The organism is Archangium violaceum Cb vi76 (assembly GCF_000733295.1).
In the GTDB taxonomy this organism is placed as follows: domain Bacteria; phylum Myxococcota; class Myxococcia; order Myxococcales; family Myxococcaceae; genus Archangium; species Archangium violaceum.
Window position 1 is genome coordinate 19,526 of sequence record NZ_JPMI01000089.1, and the last position, 16,380, is coordinate 35,905.

A 16,380-nucleotide genomic window follows, 5' to 3' on the forward strand; every position below is an offset into this window, starting at 1 on the left:
ACATGAAACGGGTGAAGACAGGACTGGATGTCTGGGTGGAGCAGGGCTTCGCGCCGCTGAAGGGCAAGAAGGTGGGCGCCATCGTCAACCCCACCAGTGTGGACGCGAGCTTCCGCCACCTCGCGGATCTGCTGGCGCAGACGCCCGGGGTGAAGCTCTCGGCCCTGTTCGGCCCCGAGCACGGCATCCGCGGCGAGGCCCAGTACATGGTGGCCGTGGGCGAGGCGCGCGACCGGCGCACCGGCGTCCCCGTGCACAGCCTCTACGGCTCCACCTTCGAGTCGCTCTCGCCCCGCGCCGAGTGGTTGCAGGGCCTGGACGTGCTCGTCTTCGACATCCAGGACGTGGGCAGCCGCTACTACACCTACGTCTACACCATGGCCCTGGCCATGAAGGCCGCGGGCAAGGCGAAGGTGCCTTTCTACGTGTTGGACAGGCCCAACCCGCTCAACGGCGTCACCATCGAGGGCAACCTGGTGGGGGAGCGCTACCGCTCCTTCGTGGGCCTGTACTCCATCCCCAACCGGCACGGCATGACGGCCGGCGAGCTGGCCCGCCTCTTCAATGACGAGCAGGGCTTCGGCTGCGAGCTGACGGTGGTGCCCATGGAGGGCTGGAAGCGCGAGCACTTCTGGTCCGACACGGGGCTGCCCTTCATCTCGCCCTCGCCGAACATGCCCACGCCGGACACCGCGCTCGTCTACCCGGGCATGTGCCAGGGGGAGGGCACCAACGTCTCCGAGGGCCGCGGTACCTGCCGTCCCTTCGAGCAGTTCGGGGCTCCCTGGGTGGAGACGGACGCGCTGATCGCCCGCCTGGAGCGCGAGAAGCTCCCCGGCGTCGCCTTCCGGGCGGTGGGCTTCACCCCTACCTTCGACAAGTACAAGGGTGAGTCCTGCAATGGGGCCTTCATCCACGTCACCGACCGTGACGCCTTCCTCCCGCTGCGTACGGGTCTGGCCATCTTCCAGGCCCTCTACGAGCTGGGCCAGGGCGGGAAGTTCGCCTGGCGCGAGGATGCCTACGAGTTCGTGGACGACGTGCCGGCCTTCGATCTGCTCTGTGGTACGGATCAGGTCCGCCGGGGGATCGAGGCCGGCTGGCCGCTCGATCGTTTGATGGAAGGCTTCGACACCCAGGCCCGGGACTTCGCCAAGCGGAGGGAGCGTCACCTGCTGTACGCTCAAGGGTCGTGAGCCAAGACGTCATCGGGATCCTGTCCGACAGCCATGGAGACCTGGCCGCTTTCGACGCGGCCTATGAGCTGTTGCGGGCCAAGGGCGCCCAGCGCTTCATCTTCCTCGGCGGCCGTTATTCCGACCTGGACGAGTGGATCCTCGATCGGCGGGAGCGCAGCCGGGGAGGCCGGGAGTACTCGGGGGCGGACTTCATCCAGGACGTGGCCAAATGGCTCGCCGTCACCGAGCAGAAGCCCCGTCCGCGCTCGCTGTCCGTTCCGGACGATGCCCTCAAGGAGCTCGAGGAGGATCCGCTGCTGGTGCGCGAGCACTTCCTGCGCACGCCGGAGCGGGACTCCATCCAGTACCGCGACCCGAGCATCCCCCGGAAGGTGCTGGACATGGTGGGCGACACGCTGTGCTGCCTCACCTACGACAAGAACGATCTGAGCCGGGATGACCTGGTCAACGCGCTCATCTTCATCCACGGCAAGGAGTCCGAGCCGAAGCTGGTGCAGATTGGCCCGCGCTACTTCCTCACGCCGGGCCGGCTGGCGGGGGCCGCGGAGCAGACGTGCGCCCTGCTGGAGCGCGTGGACAAGGATCTGCGCTTCTCCGCCTTCCGGTTGGATGGGAAGGCCGTGCTGGAGCCGCAGACGTTGGCGGTGGATCGCCGCAACAAGCTGTCCGTCAAGTGAGGCCCTCCGTGCAGGTCGCGCTCTTTGGAGGCTCGTTCAACCCGCCGCACGTGGGCCACCTGCTGGCGGCCCACTACGTGCGCGCCACCCTGGGCGTGGACGAGGTGTGGTTCATGCCCACGTTCGTCCATCCCTTCCGCAAGGCGACGGTGTCCTTCGAGCATCGCGTGCGCATGTGCGAGTTGATGGGCCAGGACGCCACGGGGTGGATGAAGACCTCGAAGGTGGAGAGCGAGGTGGGCAAGGACGGGCGCACGGTGGACACGCTGGAGTTCCTCCGGGAGCGCCATCCGGAGCACCGCTTCTCGCTGATCATCGGCTCGGACATCCTCAAGGATCTGCCGCACTGGAAGGACTTCGACCGCATCGAGCGGATGGTTCGCGTGGTGGTGCTGAATCGCGCGGGCCATCCGGCCGAGGGCACCGTGGGGCCACCGCTGGCCATCGTGTCCTCCACCGACATCCGCGAGCGGTTGGCCCGGGGGGAGCTGCCCTCGGACCTGGTGCCGCGCGTGGTGCTCGACTACGCCCGCGAGCACCACCTGTACGGGTTGTGAGCCGGGCCTGTCGTCCGGGCCTGCCGTGAGGCGAACCGCCTGTTCGTCTCATTGAATACCAGGAGGACGAGCGGGCGCTCGCGCAATGCGGGCGCTTCCCCCGGTTTTCTCGAAGCATCACCGACGGATCTCCTTTTGGCCGGAGATGGACGGCATCCACACATTGTCTCGGTGTGAGGAGCGCCCCATGAACCCGAGCAAGCCAGCGTCTTCAACGGATTCTCCGCGGCCCGAGGGCCCACCCTGGCATTCGCTACCGCCCAAGGCGGTGCTCGAGACCCTCCAATCCAGCCCCGACGAGGGCCTCTCCGGCTCAGAGGTCCGCGCCCGCCTCGAGCGCCATGGCCTCAACGTGTTGCAGCGCGTCTCCGGCGACAGCCCGCTCAAGCTGCTGTGGCGCCAGGTGAACAGCCCCCTCATCTGGGTACTGCTCGCATCGGCCGCCCTGGCCATCGCCCTGGGCAAGGTGACGGATGGTCTCATCGTCCTCTCCGTGGTGGTGCTCAACACCCTCATTGGTTTCGTGCAGGAGTTCCGCGCCGGCAAGGCCATCGAGGCGCTCACGCAGATGGTGCCGGAGAACGCCACCGTCCTGCGCGACGGCCAGAAACAGACGGTGCCCGCCGCCCAGCTCGTGCCCGGAGACGTGGTGCTGCTGGCCTCGGGTGACAAGGTGCCCGCGGATGTGCGGCTGCTCGCCGCGCGCAACCTCCAGGTGGAGGAGGCCGCCCTCACGGGAGAGTCCGTCCCCTCGGAGAAGCGGTTGGAGCCCGTCGACGCGAGCGCGGGTGTCGGGGACCGCACCAGCATGGCCTTCGGCGGCACCCACGTCACCTACGGCACCGGCACCGCGGTGGTGGTGGCCACCGGGAATGCCACCGAGCTCGGCCGCATCTCCCAACTGCTGCGCGAGACGGTGGATCTCCAGACGCCCCTCACCAAGGCGCTCGCCATCATCAGCCGCTACATCACCGGCTCCATCCTCGTCATCTCCCTCGTCCTCCTGGGCGTGGGCCTGCTGCGCGGCTACAAGGTGGCCGAGTCGCTCATGGCCGCCATCACGCTGGCCGTGGCCGCCATCCCCGAGGGCCTGCCCGCCATCGTCACCATCGCCCTGGCCATCGGCGTGCAGTACATGGCCGCCCGCCGCGCCATCATCCGCAAGCTGCCCGCCGTCGAGACGCTCGGCAGCACCACCGTCATCTGCTCCGACAAGACGGGCACGCTCACCCGCAACGAGATGACCGTCCAGGCGCTCTGGACGCCCTCCAGCACCTGGTCCCTCTCGGGCGTGGGCTACTCGCCCCAGGGCGAGCTGCGCCGCGAAGGTCAGCCTCCCGGCCCTCCCACCGAGGACGCCCGTGAGCTGCTCGTGGCCGGCGTGCTGTGCAATGACGCCGCGCTCCGCCCGATGGATGGCGTCTGGGAGCTCACGGGCGATCCCACCGAGGGGGCGCTGCTCGCCGCCGCGGAGAAGGCCGGCTTGAAGGTGGACGATTCGCGCGAGCGCCACGCCCGCGTGGATGCCATCCCCTTCGAGTCCGAGAACCAGTTCATGGCCACCCTCAACGAGGACGGGCGGGGCGGCCGCATCATCCTCCTCAAGGGCGCGCCCGAGGTCGTCCTGCGCCGCTGCACCCACGACGGTCCCGACGCCGGCAAGGTGCTCGCCGAGGTGGAGCGTCTGGCTTCCCGCGGGATGCGCGTGCTGGCCATGGCGAGCAAATCCGTTCCGGCCTCGCACGGTGGCCTCCGGCCCGAGGACGTGACCGGTGGCTTCCGGCTCCTGGGGCTCGAGGGAATGATCGACCCGCCGCGCGAGGAGGCCATCCAAGCCGTCAAGGCCTGCCACACCGCGGGCATCACCGTGAAGATGATCACCGGCGATCACGCGAAGACGGCGGAGGCCATCGGCGAGCAGCTCGGCATCCTCGAGGGGGGCAGGGCGGTGACGGGCGCACAACTCGCGGAGATGGACGAGACGCGGCTGCGCGAGGTGGCCACGTCCTCCAACGTGTTCGCCCGCGTGGCGCCCGAGCACAAGCTGCGCCTGGTGCGCGCCCTCCAGAAGGAGGGACACGTGGTGGCCATGACGGGCGACGGCGTCAACGACGCGCCCGCGCTCAAGCAGGCCAACATCGGCGTGGCCATGGGCATCACCGGCACCGCCGTGTCCAAGGAGGCCGCGGACATCATCCTCACGGACGACAACTTCGCCTCCATCGCCGCCGCGGTGGAGGAGGGCCGGCGCGTCTACGACAACCTCATCAAGTCGCTCGCCTTCGTGCTGCCCACCAACCTGGGCCTGGCCTTCATCCTCATCGTCGGCGTGGCCTTCTTCCCCATCATGCGGCTGGGCGGCGAGGACGTCCCGCTGCTGGCCATGCTCCCCACCCAGTTGCTGTGGATCAACCTGGTGGCCACGGTGGCGCTCGCGCTGCCGCTGGCCTTCGAGGCCCGCGAGCCGGATGTGATGCAGCGGCTCCCCCGTCACCCGGACGCGCCCGTCCTCAGCCGCTTCGTCCTGATGCGCACGGCCCTGGTCGCGGTGCTCATGTGCGCGGGCGCCACCGGGCTCTTCCTCTGGGAGTACAACGCCGACCTGCGGAAGGGATTGCCACATGAGCTGGCGCTCGCCGAGGCGCAGACCATGGCCGTTACCACGGTCATCATGTTCCAGATCTTCTACATGCTGAACTGCCGCTCCCTGCGCGACTCCGTCTTCCGCATCGGCCTCTTCAGCAACCCCGTCGTCTACGCTGGCATCGGGCTGTTGGTGCTACTGCAACTCGGCTTCATCTACCTGCCCTTCATGCAGAAGGTGTTCGACACCGCGCCCCTGTCGCTCCAGGAACTCGGGTTGTGCGCGCTCGTGGGGGCCGCGGTCCTGCCCGTCATCGGCCTGGAGAAGTGGTGGCGCTCGCGGCGCGCCCGCCGACAGGATCGGCAGACAGGCGGCCGGCTCCGGTGGCGGGTTCCCCGGCGCGCCACGGTGGGGTAGTCCCTCTTGGCTTGTGGGAACCGCTTGGTGTTTAAAGGAATCCGGGTGTAGGTGCCTGCCTGGGTTGCTTCCCGGGAGGGCCTTTCGTCTACTACCCCCACAAGGCCCCCCCCCCGCCTTGTCCCCCCTCTCGTGGCAGCCCCCCCATGCCGTCGTTGAAACGCATCCTGCTGGTCGAAGACAGCGAGAACGATGTCACCCTCATCCTGGCCGCCTTCGCCGAGGCCCACCTCGCGGACAAGGTGGTCGTGGCGAGTGATGGTCAGGAAGCCCTCGACTACCTGTACCGCCGCGGTCCTCATGCCGGGCGTCCGGCGGACAATCCGTCCGTGGTGCTCCTGGACCTGAAGCTGCCCCGCGTGGATGGGTTGCAGGTGCTCAGCCGGATGAAGAGCGATCCGGACCTGAGGCTGGTGCCCGTGGTGATGTTCACCTCGAGCCGCGAGGAGGTGGATCTCATGCGCTCCTACGGCCTGGGGGCGAATGCCTATGTCATCAAGCCCGTCTCCTTCCAGGAGCTCGAGTCCGCGTTGGATGGCCTGCGTGTCTTCTGGACGGAGGTGAACGAGCCTCCGCCGGGCCGTGCGCCCATCGCGAAGGGAGACGCATGAGCCGCCCGCTCACCGCCGAGGTTCCCCTCGAACTGGGCGCCAGGCTCGTGTCTTTACTGAACGTGCTGCTGCTCGAGGACGACCCGCTCGACGCCGAGCTCATCCAGGAGCGGCTGGAGCGGGAAGGGTTGTCCGTGATGCTCACCCGCGTGGACTCCGACGGTGCCTTCACCGAGGCCCTGGCCGAGGACCACCATCAGCTCATCCTCGCGGACTACCACATCCCGGGCTTCCATGGCCTCAAGGCGTTGGAGCTGGCGCGCCGCACCCGGCCCCAGCTGCCCTTCATCTTCGTGTCCGGAGCGCTCGGGGAGGAGCGCGCCATCGAGCTGCTCAAGCGGGGTGCCACCGACTACGTCCTCAAGGATCGTCTGGAGCGCCTGGTGCCCAGCGTCCAGCGCGCCCTGCGCGAGGCCCGCGAGAGCGCCGAGCGCCAGCAGGCCGAGCAGCGTCTGCGCGAGAGCGAGGAGCGCTACCGGCTGGTGGAGCGCGCCACCCGCGATGCGCTCTGGGACTGGGACATCCGGACGGGGCGGATCACCCGCAACAACGGCCTCTGGGAGCTGTTCGGTTACAGCACCGAGGAGGTGGGCGCCAACGGGGACTGGTGGCGTGCCACCGTCCATCCGGAGGATCTCGAGCGCGTGCGGAGCAGCCTCCAGGCGGCCCTCGACTCGCCGGGAGAGGAGCGCTGGGAGGACGAGTACCGCCTGCGCCGCAAGGACGGCACCCATGCCACGGTGTCCGATCGCGGCATCATCGTCCGGGACGAGCAGGGGCGGCCGCTCCGGGTCGTGGGCGCCATCCAGGACGTGACGGCGCACCGGGCCGCCGAGGCCGAGGCGCTCCATCGTGCCGAGTTCGCCCAGCAACTCATCGGCATGGTGTCCCATGATTTGCGCAATCCCCTGGGAGCCATCTCCCTGAGCGCCACGGGGCTCGTGCAGCACGCGAACCTGGACGAGCGCCATGCCTTCTACGCCCGCCTCATCCTCACCAGCGCCGAGCGCGCCACCCGTCTGGTGCGCGACCTGCTCGACTTCACCCGGGCGCGCCTGGGCGGCGGCATCCCGCTGCATCGCAGGAACGTGGATCTGCACGCCCTCGTGCGGCAGGTGCTGCAGGAGGTGGGGCTGAACCACCCCGGGCGAGAGCTCCGCGAGCACTGCCAGGACGCGGGCAGGGGCCTGTGGGACGCGGATCGGTTGGCGCAGGTGCTCGGCAACCTGGTGAGCAACGCCCTCCAATACTCCCCCAAGGACGGGCCCGTTTCGGTGACGGTGGTGGGGGAGGTGGACGCGGTGTCGATCCACGTCCACAACATCGGCGAGCCCATCCCCACCGGGCTGCTCGGCCGGCTCTTCCAGCCCCTGCAGCGCGGCGAGGACGCCTCCGACAACTCCCGCCGCAGCATCGGGCTGGGTCTCTACATCGTGGATCAGATCGTCCGGGCCCATGGCGGCACGGTGAGCGTCCGCTCGTCCACCCAAGAGGGCACCACCTTCCAGCTTCGACTCCCACGGATACCTTCATGAAGACCCCCCAGTTCTTCTCCGACGTGAGTCACGAGCTGCGCACCCACCTGGCGCTCATCCTCGGACCGGCGGAGACCCTGCTCTCGCACGGCCACAACCTCACCGGCGTCCAGCGCAAGGATCTGGACGTCATGCGCCGCAACGCCGTCGTCCTGCTCCGGCACGTCGGTGATCTGGTCGACATCGCCCGGATGGACGTGGGGAGCATGACGCTGGCGTACACCGAGGTGGAGCTGGCCTCGCGGGTGCGCGAGGTGGCCCGGCACTTCGAGCCGCTGGCGCTCCAGCGGCACATCTCCTTCACCGTGGACGCGCCCGAGTCCCTCCTCGTGCAGGTGGACGTGGAGAAGCTGGAGCGGGTGGTCATCCACCTGTTGTCCAACGCCTTCAAGTCCACGCCGGATGGCGGGCGCATCCGCCTGTCGGTGCGCGGGGCTCCGGGTGAGCGGGCCCTGCTGGAGGTGGAGGACTCGGGACAGGAGGGCGCGCGCGGAGTGGCGGGCATGGAGCTGGGCCTGTCCCTCGCGAGGGACTTCGTCGAGCTGCACGGGGGGCTCGTCCGCGTGACGGAGGCGCCGGGCGGCGGAGAGCTCTTCCAGGTGGAGTTGCCCCGGCGGGCGCCCGAGGACACACGGGTGACGCGGCGGGCCCCCGAGGCGGCCTGGGGGCTCGAGGCGGGCCTGGCGCTGCGCAGCACCCTGGAGTCCCTCACCCCTCTCATGGACGAGCGGTCCCCGGTGGAGGTGGCGGTCCGGACGGAGGACTCCTCCCGTCCGGCCGTGCTGGTGGTGAAGGAGAACCCGGAGCTCCACCGCTTCCTGACGGAAGCGCTCCAGGCGGACTACCGCGTCATCTCCGCCTTCGATGGTCAGGAGGCGCTCGAGAAGGCCCGCTCGCTCCGGCCGGACATCATCCTCACCGGCACCCAGCTCCCGAGGCTCAGTGGCGAGGCCCTCGTGACCGCGCTGCGCCAGGAGGAGTCGCTCGAGGGCGTGCCCATCGTCGTTCTGTCCACGCGGGACGATGAATCGCTCAAGCTGAAGCTGCTGCGCGAGGGCGCGCAGGACTACCTGCTGAAGCCCTTCTCGGCGGAGGAGGTGCGCGTCCGCGTGCGCAACCTCGTCCAGCTCAAGCGCGTCCGGGAGGAGCTGGAGCGGCGCAACCACGAGCTGGAGCGGCTCCGCTCCCGGGAGGAGGCGCACTACCGGGCCATCCTCGACGCCTCTCCCGCCGTCATCTACGTCAAGGATCCCCAGGGCCGCTACCTGCTGGTCAACAAGGCCTACGAGTCCTTCATGCGCCGCACGCGCGAGGACATCCTCGGCAAGACGGACGAGCAGATCTACAACCCCGAGAACCCCGAGGTCGCCGAGGCGTTCCGCCGCAACGACGTGGAGGTGCTGCGCCGCAAGACGGCCATGGAGATGGAGGAGCTGGCGCCCCACGCGGACGGACTGCACGTCTACTACTCGATCAAGTTCCCGTTGCAGGACATGTCGGGCCAGCTCTACGCCGTGGGTGGCATCTCCACGGACATCACCCAGTTGAAGCGCGCGGAGGAGGAGCGCGAGCGCTTCTTCCATCTGGCGCCGGACATGTTCTGTGTCGCGGGGGTGGATGCCCGCTTCAAGCGCGTCAACCCGGCCTTCACCCGGGTGCTGGGGTGGAGCGAGGAGGAGTTGCTCTCCCGGAGCTTCGTCGAGCTCGTCCACCCGGACGATCGGGAGCGGACGCTCCAGGAGGTGGCGGACATCGCCCGGGGCGAGAACGCCCTCCACTTCGAGAACCGCTACCGGTGCAAGGACGGCTCCTGGCGGTGGCTGGCCTGGAGGACGTCTCCCGCGGCTTCGGATGGTGCCATCTACGCCGCCGCGCGTGACATCACCGAGCAACGCGAGGTGCAGGAGGCGGTGCGGATGCTCAATCTCCAGTTGGAGCAGCGCGTGAGTGATAGGACCCGGCAGCTCGAGGAGGCCAACCGGGAGCTGGAGTCCTTCAGCTACACGGTGAGCCATGATCTCCGGGCGCCCCTGCGCCACATCACCGGCTTCGTCGGGCTGCTCGAGCGCCATGCCCAGGGCTCCCTGGACGCCAAGGCCCAGGGCTACCTGCGCACCATCTCCGAGTCGGCGCGGCGGGGCGGTCAGCTCGTGGATGATCTGCTCGCTTTCAGCCGCATGGGCCGGGTGGAGATGCGCCAGTCCCGCCTCGAGCTGGAGCCGCTGGTGGCCGAGATATGGGAGGAGCTCGCGCCGGAGCGCGAGGGCCGGAACCTCGTCCTGGAGGTGGGGCCCATGCCGGAGGCGAGGGGAGATCCCGCCATGCTGAGGCTCGTCTTCAAGAACCTGCTCGGCAACGCGGTGAAGTACACACGGCCCCGGGCCGAGGGCCGGGTGGAGGTGACGGCCGAGGATGGCGAGGACGGCGTCGTCATCCACGTGAAGGACAACGGCGTGGGCTTCGACATGGCGTACGAGGACAAGCTGTTCGGTGTCTTCCAGCGGCTGCACCGCGCCAGCGAGTTCGAGGGGACGGGCATCGGCCTGGCCCACGTGCGGCGCATCATCACGCGCCACGGGGGCCGCACCTGGGGCAGGGGCGTGGTGGGGCAGGGGGCCACCTTCTCCTTCTTCCTGCCGGCGACCCCCGCTCCCTGAGCCATTCTCGTGACGCGGTGCGTCGCGCCGGGGGGAGGATTTTCACGAGACGGCCAGAAACGTTTTCAGGGGTGAATCGTACGTGAGGCAGGAGATGCGGAGTCCCACGGACGAAGAGCTCATGGAACGCTTCTGTGACGGTGACCAGGCGGCATTCGAGGCGCTCTTCGCCCGGCATGCCGGACGCGTGCAGGGCTTCCTGGCGCGGATGGTGCGGGATGGGCCGCTCGCGGAGGATTTGCTGCAGACGACCTTCCTGTCCGTCATCCGGGCGCGGGGCCGGTACGAGCTGGGCACCCGTGTCGCTCCCTGGCTGCTGACGATCGCCGCGAACGCGGCGCGGGATGCGCTGCGCCGCCGCCAGCATGTGGAGGCGTACTCCCGGGAGAGCGATCCCTCGCCCGCGTCCGTCCAGCCCGGAGTGGGAGATCCCGGGATGCGCCGGCGGCTGGAGGACGCGCTGCAACAGCTCCACCCGGACCAGCGCGAGGCGGTCCTCCTGAGCAAGGTCGAGGGCTGGTCGTTCGAGGAGATCGCCTCGATGCGAGGCATCAGCGTGGTGGCGGCCCGGGTCCGGGCACACCGGGGCTACGAGAAGCTCCGGGAGTTGCTGGGTGGACTGGAGGAGGCCTGATGCGACCCTCTCTCGACGCATTGCTCGCGGAGGAGTTCCGCACCGATGGTGCGGTCGTGGAGCGGACGCTGTCCGCCGCGCGCGCGGAGCTGGCCCAGCGCCATCCAGTGCGGCGTTGGCGCACGCAGGCCAGGTGGGTGTTCACGGCGTCGGCGGGCCTGACGGCCGTGGTGGCCGGAGTGCTGCTCGTGCTGGGGCGGACGTCCGGTGCGGTCCTGCTGGGCCGCGCGCCGCTCCTGGCGTTGCTGTGGGCCACCAGCGCGGTGTGTACCTGGGGGGCGGTCTCTCCGCGCGGGCGCAAGCTCGAGCCCTGGGGCGTGATGATGGCCGTGGCCAGCGCGGCGGCGCTCGTCTTCACGCGGGGCCCGGCGTCGGGGGAGACGACCCTGCCGGAGTGGGTCTGCACGCTCAGTCATGTCGGAGTGGGGCTCGTCCCGCTCGTCGTCGCGGTGGCCGTCTTGCGAGGCACCGCCTTCCGTCCCCTGCGTGCCCTCCTGGCGGGCCTGTCCGTGGGCACCACGGGCGCCTTCCTGGGAGAGCTCGCGTGCACCCTGAGCTGGCAGCACGTCGTGGGCTACCACCTGTCCGCCTGGGCGATCGTCGCCGTCGTGACGCTCGCCGTCTCCATGTCCCTCAAGCCCCGGTCCTTCGCGCCATGATCCAGGATGTCTCTCTCATCATTTTCGAGGACGTGGAAGGCGCTCCCGTGCGCATGGGCGAGCGGGTGAAGATCATCAGCCACTCGGCGGATGACTCCATGAACCTGCGCTTCTTGGGTCAAACCGGTGTCGTGGTGGGGCTGGTGTTCGATGATCCGGACCTCCAGTTCCCGCATGATCCGCTCATCCAGGTGCGCGTCGACGATGTCGGCGAGGATCTGTTCTTCCCGGAGGAGCTCGAGCTGGGGCCGGAGTGGGCGAGGCGGCAGCTCGCCGGATTGAGGCAGTCGGTGCGGGAGGCGGAGCGGCGCGGCCTGGAGCGGATGACCTGAGGCGGCGTCCGTTCAGCGCTCCCGCTGAAGCAACCGCTCCGCCATCTGCCGGGACGTGAGGATGTCGAACGGCACCTGCTTGTGCCCGGCGAGCGCGAGCACCCGCTTGTCCTTGCTCACCAGCCAGGACGCCCCCACTCGCGCGGCGAGGACGAGGAACTTCTGGTCATCCCGATCGCGGCAGCGGGGCAGGGGAGATGGTGGCGTACCCGTGTCCCCGGGAGCCATGCACACGAGGCGCTGATAGCGCTCCTGGAGCTCCCGCCGGGCCGCCTCGTCCAGGGCGAAGGAGGGATAGGCGAGCACGAGCTCCAGCTCCTTGAGCGTCTCCGCGTCCGCCCAGGCGGTGACCTCGCCCGCGGACAGTGCCCGCGCCAGGGGTCGCACGTGGGGGTCATCGAACACCAGCAGATCCAACACCACGTTGGTGTCGAGGACCACGGGCAGCGGCGCGGAGGCGGACGGGGAGGACATGATCAATGCCAGGAGACGCCGGACGTGGGCCGTTCTCCCGTGATGGTCTTCATCCAGGCGAGCAGCGAGTCCGCGTCCGAGGGGAGCTCATCCGGCCAGATGCGCACGGAGCCATCCTGACCCGTGGAGACGAGGCTCCTGCCATCCGGGAAGAACTCCACCGAGCCCACCTGCCCGGTGTGACCGCGCAGCGCCCGGCCCTCGCCGGTGGCCAGGTCCCACAGCCACACCGTCTTGTCGAGCCCCGCGGCCGCCACCCGCGTCCCGTCGGGCGAGAAGGCGATGTCGCGGATCTCCCCATGGGGGCCGTTCAGCGGCGGGCCCTGGAGCTGGCCCGTCCATGGATTCCAGAGCATCAAGCGCCCATCCTTCTCGCTCCGGCTGGCCACGAGCTCGCCCGTCGGGGAGTAGACGACCTCCAGGACGCCCGCGCCGCTCGCGTGCGCGCGCACGCTCTGGCCGGTGCGCGGATTCCAGAAGCGCAAGGAGTGATCCATGGCACCGCTGACGAGGTGCTGCCCATCCGGGGAGAAGGCCACGGAGCGCACGGCATCCGTGTGGCCCTCCAGGGCCAGGAACTCTCCCGAGGCCACGTTCCACAGGCGCACCGTCTTGTCCGAGCTCGCGGAGGCGAGCCGTGTGCCATCCGGAGAGAAGGCGAGCTGCGCCACCCGCTTGCCGTGACCGCCGAGCCACCGGCTTCTTCCGGAGGCGAGCTCCCACACGCGCACGTCGCCGCGCTCGTCCGCCGTGGCGAGCCACCGGCCATCGCCGGAGAAGGTCAGGGTGTGGAGCCGGGTCTGGTGGCCCTCGAGGACGCGCTCTCCGCGGCCGGTGGAGGCCTCCCACAGGAAGATCCGGCCATCGGGCGTGCTGGCGGCCAGCCACCGGCCCTCCGGGGAGAAGCCCATGGCGCTCGAGTTGAAGCCAGGCCGCTCCAGGAGGACCGCGCCCGAGGCCGCGTCGAGGAGATGGAGCGAGCCGTTCGAGGACAGGGTGGCCAGCCGCCTGCCATCGGTGGAGAGCCGCAGGGACACCCGCGTCGTGCGCACGCTCGAGAGGATGTGGTGGCTCTCCGCCTCCACCGGGAAGAGGCGCACCGTGCCATCGGCACTGGCCACGGCCAGGCGCCGGCCGTCGGGGGAGAACAGGACGGGGTTCGTCTGTTCCCGGGCGCCGCGCAGGAGGCGGACCTCTCGTGTGGAGAGATCCCAGAGCCGGGCGATGCGGTCGGCACTTCCGGAGGCCAGGAAGCGGCCATCCGGAGAGGCGGACAGGCTGATGACCCGTCCCTCGTGGCCCTGCAACTCCGTCACCTGTCCGGTGGTGAGGTCCCGGAGACTCACGCTTCCATCCATCCTGCCGATCGCCAGGGTCGTGCCGCCGGGGATGACGATGAGCGCCGTGATGCTCTCCGGCTTGTCCGCGAGGAGCCGCACCTTTCCGCGCACCGGCTCCCAGACGTGGAGCTCCCCCAGGCTGCTGCCCATGAAGAGCCTGCCATCCGGAGCGAACGCGCACGCCCAGACGATCCCCACCTCCTTCATGAGCTGGAAGGTGCCGCGCGCCACGTTGCCGAGCGCCGATTCGGAGGCCAGCATCCGGTAGCCACGCAGGAAGACATGTTCTCCATCTGGCGAGGGGAGGATGTCCTCGATTCCCACTACGCCCGTGTGGAACGTCCGCGCCGCGCCCGTGCCCAGGTCCCACATGTGGAGCACGTCGTCCTTGCGGCTCGCAGCGAGCAGACAGGTGTTCCTACAGCCGAGGACCACCGCGGAGACCGGACCGGACAGGGTCGCGAACACCTTGCCCTCGCCCGTCTCCAGGTTCCACTCGCGCAGCGTACCGTCCTTGCCGCTGGCGATGATGCGGCGGCCATCCGGGAGGAGCTGCAACCGCCAGACCTCATCGACGTGCCCCGGGAGGACCCGGCTCCCGCCCGTCTCCAGGTTCCAGACGCGCACCGAGTGATCATCGCTGCTGGAGACGAGGTACCTGCCGTCGCTCGTGAAGGCGGTGTCGTTGATGGCCTGCGTGTGGCCGCTCAGCACGGGAGCGAACCCCTGGGCCCGGGCATCGGCGGCGATGGTCCGCACCGCGGTCCAACGATCGAAGCCGGCGGAGAGCTGCTGGAGCCAGGCCAGGGCCTGGTTGGGATCCTTGCCCACGGCGTCACGGGCCTGCATCAGCAGGAGCTGATCGGCCTGGGTCTGCGCCTTCTGTTGGGCCGCGTGGGCGAGGTCTCTCTCGGCACGAACCCGGAGGAAGCTCAACACGCCCACGGTGGCCAGCAGCAGCAGGGCCACCCCCGTGACCATCACCGCGGCCTGGTAGCGCCGCAGGAAGCGGCGCAGCAGCTCCGTCCGCGAGTAGCGGTACGCCCCGACGATCTGTCCCGTCTGGAAGCGCCGCAGATCCTCCGCCAGCTCGCGCGCGGTGGCGTAGCGCGCGGCGGAGTCTCGTGCCATGGCCTTGGTCACGATGGCCAGCAGATCCACGGGGATGTGCTTCTGGCGCTGCGAGAGCGGCGGCGGAGGGCCGCCCACCACGCGTTGAAGCACCTGCTCCGACGTCTTCCCCTCGTAGGGACGGGTCCCGGCCAGCAGGTGGTAGAGGATGGCGCCCAGCGCGTAGACGTCGGCGCGCTTGTCCACGGAGTGCCCCGCGGCCTGCTCCGGAGGCATGTACGCCGGAGTTCCCATCACCGTGCCCACCCGCGTGAGTCCACTGTCCACGGCGGAAGTGGCGGGAGTCGAGTCCCCACTGGATTCGGCGCCATGCTCGCGCGAGAGATCCTTGGCCAGACCCCAATCGATGACGACCGTTTCGCCGAACTCGCCCACCAGCACGTTGGCCGGCTTGAGGTCGCGGTGGATGATGTGCTCGGAGTGTGCGTACGCCATGGCCTCGGCCACCGCGAGCACGTGTGGCAGCAGCGCCAGCCGCTCCTCGAGTGTCTTGCGCTCGGAGATGACGTCCGCCAGCGAGCGGCCGGACACCAGCTTCATGGCGTAGAAGGGCTCACCGCCCGGCCAGCGTCCCGCCTCGTACACGGGCACGATGGAGGGGTGTTGCAGGCGCGCGGTGACGAGCGCCTCGGCCACGAAGCGCGGCTCGGCGTCGCGGGCCGGCGCGAGCATTTCCTTGATGGCCACGGGCCGGTCCAGCTGCACGTCCCTGGCGCGGAGGATGCGGCCGATGCCGCCACGGGCCAGCTCTCCGGCGACGGTGTAGCGGGATGGCTCCACCACCGGCAGCGTCCTGCCCGTGGCGCTCGTCCTGCCCTTTGGCGGGGAGGAGAGCACGGTGGTGCTGCTCCCGGCCTCGGCCGCCACGGGCCCGTCGCCGGGCTGCATGGTGTAGGTGCTGTCGGTGCCGGGAGTGTCCTGCGCGTCGATGGACCCGCCTGCCTCGGTCGGCCTGGCTCCGCTCATGGATACCCACCAGTCTACGCCAGAGAAGCCGCTGTCGGCGCCTCCCGGCCAGGAGGCGCCTGCTCCCTCGCTTGCGCGCGTTACTGCGTGTCGGCGGGCATCACCTTGATGCGCTCACCCTCGGCGCCCTCGGCCTTGGTGGCGTTGGAGGAGCGCTGCGAGTCCGTGGGCGTGCCGATCGCGAAGGTCGCCACCCGCGAGCGCTGGGCGCCCTTGAACTCACCGGACACGGAGACGACCAGGTGCGAGCGGCCGGCGCCCGGCGTGTAGGCCACGTCATAGGTGGCGGTCGTGTCCCGCGGGAAGTTGACGTTGTCGGCGAGCGTCGGCTGGCTGGTGACCACCAGGCCATCCAGGCCACGCACGTTCACCCGCACCCCGGTGGCCGGGGCGTCGAAGCGCACGGTGACGCGGGCGGACGACTCCTCGAACTGCGCGTTCACCACCACCGGGGCCTCCATCTTTCCATGCACGGTGGGCTCCGAATCGGTGGTGGAGGAGGGAGTGGACTTCGACGAGGAGGAACAGGCCGCCAGGGCCAGCAGCGCGAAGAGGCCCGGGAGGACGGCGAAGGTCTTGCGGTTCATGTGTGCTCCTGAATTCTTGG

Annotated in this window: 13 protein-coding genes; 10 read left to right on the top strand and 3 right to left on the bottom strand. The window is 69.6% G+C overall.

Going from position 1 to position 16,380, the window contains the following annotated elements:
• The first annotated feature begins 2 nt into the window (after positions 1–2).
• The 10 genes from Q664_RS14155 to Q664_RS14200 all read left to right on the top strand — a co-directional run bounded on the left by Q664_RS14155 (position 3) and on the right by Q664_RS14200 (position 11,862).
• A complete protein-coding gene (locus Q664_RS14155; protein ID WP_043394676.1) occupies positions 3–1,196 on the top strand; it encodes an exo-beta-N-acetylmuramidase NamZ family protein in 1,194 nt (397 codons plus the stop codon).
• Positions 1,193–1,876, top strand: a complete 684-nt coding sequence (locus tag Q664_RS14160) for a hypothetical protein (RefSeq protein ID WP_043394678.1) — start codon at positions 1,193–1,195, stop codon at positions 1,874–1,876. The genes Q664_RS14155 and Q664_RS14160 overlap by 4 nt, the downstream gene beginning before the upstream one ends.
• Entirely contained in the window at positions 1,873–2,433 is a 561-nt protein-coding gene (gene nadD / locus Q664_RS14165; RefSeq protein ID WP_043394681.1) for a nicotinate (nicotinamide) nucleotide adenylyltransferase, read from the top strand. The genes Q664_RS14160 and nadD overlap by 4 nt, the downstream gene beginning before the upstream one ends.
• Positions 2,434–2,620: 187 nt before the next feature.
• On the top strand, positions 2,621–5,434 hold the full coding sequence (locus Q664_RS14170; RefSeq protein WP_043394683.1) for a cation-translocating P-type ATPase: 2,814 nt from the start codon (positions 2,621–2,623) through the stop codon (positions 5,432–5,434).
• A 146-nt stretch (positions 5,435–5,580) separates the two neighbouring features.
• Positions 5,581–6,045, top strand: a complete 465-nt coding sequence (locus Q664_RS14175; RefSeq protein WP_043394684.1) for a response regulator — start codon at positions 5,581–5,583, stop codon at positions 6,043–6,045.
• Positions 6,042–7,580, top strand: coding sequence for a sensor histidine kinase (locus Q664_RS14180; protein WP_052518076.1), 1,539 nt, complete (start codon positions 6,042–6,044; stop codon positions 7,578–7,580). The genes Q664_RS14175 and Q664_RS14180 overlap by 4 nt, the downstream gene beginning before the upstream one ends.
• On the top strand, positions 7,577–10,237 hold the full coding sequence (locus Q664_RS52060) for an ATP-binding protein (RefSeq protein ID WP_052518077.1): 2,661 nt from the start codon (positions 7,577–7,579) through the stop codon (positions 10,235–10,237). The genes Q664_RS14180 and Q664_RS52060 overlap by 4 nt, the downstream gene beginning before the upstream one ends.
• Positions 10,238–10,331: 94 nt before the next feature.
• A complete protein-coding gene (locus tag Q664_RS14190; RefSeq protein ID WP_043394686.1) occupies positions 10,332–10,871 on the top strand; it encodes an RNA polymerase sigma factor in 540 nt (179 codons plus the stop codon).
• Positions 10,871–11,530: a hypothetical protein gene (locus Q664_RS14195; protein WP_043394688.1), complete on the top strand. Its 660-nt coding sequence runs from the start codon at positions 10,871–10,873 to the stop codon at positions 11,528–11,530. The genes Q664_RS14190 and Q664_RS14195 overlap by 1 nt, the downstream gene beginning before the upstream one ends.
• The gene (locus tag Q664_RS14200) at positions 11,527–11,862 is read left to right on the top strand and encodes a hypothetical protein (protein WP_043394691.1); all 336 of its coding nucleotides are present in this window, start codon (positions 11,527–11,529) and stop codon (positions 11,860–11,862) included. The genes Q664_RS14195 and Q664_RS14200 overlap by 4 nt, the downstream gene beginning before the upstream one ends.
• A 12-nt stretch (positions 11,863–11,874) precedes the next feature.
• Here the strand turns inward: Q664_RS14200 and Q664_RS14205 are convergent, their stop codons facing one another.
• From Q664_RS14205 to Q664_RS14215, 3 genes are all read right to left on the bottom strand, one after another.
• On the bottom strand, positions 11,875–12,336 hold the full coding sequence (locus Q664_RS14205) for a putative toxin-antitoxin system toxin component, PIN family (RefSeq protein ID WP_043394694.1): 462 nt from the start codon (positions 12,334–12,336) through the stop codon (positions 11,875–11,877).
• A gap of 2 nt (positions 12,337–12,338) precedes the next feature.
• Entirely contained in the window at positions 12,339–15,773 is a 3,435-nt protein-coding gene (locus Q664_RS14210; protein WP_052518078.1) for a WD40 repeat domain-containing serine/threonine protein kinase, read from the bottom strand.
• A gap of 80 nt (positions 15,774–15,853) precedes the next feature.
• Entirely contained in the window at positions 15,854–16,360 is a 507-nt protein-coding gene (locus Q664_RS14215; protein WP_043394696.1) for a hypothetical protein, read from the bottom strand.
• Between the last annotated feature and the right edge of the window lie 20 nt (positions 16,361–16,380).

What these genes read in the sequence shown, in the direction of transcription:
- Q664_RS14195 (WP_043394688.1), top strand. Translation starts at nt 10,871, where the DNA reads ATGCGACCCTCTCTCGACGCATTGCTCGCGGAGGAGTTCCGCACCGAT.
- Q664_RS14215 (WP_043394696.1), bottom strand. Translation starts at nt 16,360, where the DNA reads ATGAACCGCAAGACCTTCGCCGTCCTCCCGGGCCTCTTCGCGCTGCTG.
- Q664_RS14205 (WP_043394694.1), bottom strand. Translation starts at nt 12,336, where the DNA reads ATGTCCTCCCCGTCCGCCTCCGCGCCGCTGCCCGTGGTCCTCGACACC.
- Q664_RS14190 (WP_043394686.1), top strand. Translation starts at nt 10,332, where the DNA reads ATGCGGAGTCCCACGGACGAAGAGCTCATGGAACGCTTCTGTGACGGT.
- Q664_RS14180 (WP_052518076.1), top strand. Translation starts at nt 6,042, where the DNA reads ATGAGCCGCCCGCTCACCGCCGAGGTTCCCCTCGAACTGGGCGCCAGG.
- Q664_RS14200 (WP_043394691.1), top strand. Translation starts at nt 11,527, where the DNA reads ATGATCCAGGATGTCTCTCTCATCATTTTCGAGGACGTGGAAGGCGCT.
- Q664_RS14210 (WP_052518078.1), bottom strand. Translation starts at nt 15,773, where the DNA reads ATGAGCGGAGCCAGGCCGACCGAGGCAGGCGGGTCCATCGACGCGCAG.
- Q664_RS14170 (WP_043394683.1), top strand. Translation starts at nt 2,621, where the DNA reads ATGAACCCGAGCAAGCCAGCGTCTTCAACGGATTCTCCGCGGCCCGAG.
- Q664_RS52060 (WP_052518077.1), top strand. Translation starts at nt 7,577, where the DNA reads ATGAAGACCCCCCAGTTCTTCTCCGACGTGAGTCACGAGCTGCGCACC.
- Q664_RS14175 (WP_043394684.1), top strand. Translation starts at nt 5,581, where the DNA reads ATGCCGTCGTTGAAACGCATCCTGCTGGTCGAAGACAGCGAGAACGAT.
- Q664_RS14155 (WP_043394676.1), top strand. Translation starts at nt 3, where the DNA reads ATGAAACGGGTGAAGACAGGACTGGATGTCTGGGTGGAGCAGGGCTTC.